This is a genomic window from Psychrobacter sp. 1Y4, assembly GCF_051847555.1.
Window position 1 is genome coordinate 1 of record NZ_JBPYDE010000919.1, and the last position, 572, is coordinate 572.

Below are 572 nucleotides of genomic sequence, written 5' to 3' on the forward strand. Positions count from 1 at the left end.
CGTGTCATTATCAGATCGATTTGGCTTATCATTGACCTTTCATCCTATGGATCAGCAGACTTACTTACAGATTGTGCAGCATTATCTGCGCTTAGAGCAACAGAAAATTTCAGCTCGCATTGATACTGATATTGAAATGGATGTGGATGGTGAAAATCTACCTGACAAAATCAGAATGGATGCCTTGCGCTGGGCATCTGAACGCGGTGGACGCTCAGGACGGGTTGCTTATCAATTCAGTCGTTATTGGAGCGGCAAAACACAATTGGCTATTGAAGACCGTAAATCATAGCCGCTAAGCCATATCTTTGAAACTATCTTTTTACAGTCATGCCTAATTGCTGCGTGCAGAGCCTACATACTGCACGCGACTCTCCTTTTGACGGCCCTCTTGATTATCTGCCAAATCGGTAGCCCCATTGACGCTATATTGAGCAAAATCTTCTGCCAGCCATAGATTGCCTTGATAAACACTTTGTGCATCTAAGCGGATATAGGCCATATTTGGCGTTTCGCTATCTGGATTATCAAAGCTCTGATAACGAGCGCTAAAGTGGGTCAAAATGATGTTT

At 43.5% G+C, this 572-nt stretch carries 1 protein-coding gene and 1 pseudogene; one reads left to right on the forward strand and one right to left on the reverse strand.

Going from position 1 to position 572, the window contains the following annotated elements; all coding sequences use genetic code 11:
* Positions 1–292 (forward strand): DUF815 domain-containing protein (locus ACS8FC_RS19595; RefSeq protein ID WP_439298016.1); only part of this gene is annotated, 292 nt, incomplete at its 5' end.
* A 42-nt stretch (positions 293–334) separates the two neighbouring features.
* On the opposite strand, the pseudogene ACS8FC_RS19600 reads toward ACS8FC_RS19595, so the two are convergent.
* A pseudogene (locus ACS8FC_RS19600) lies at positions 335–572 on the reverse strand (ribonuclease Z); the annotation flags it as partial.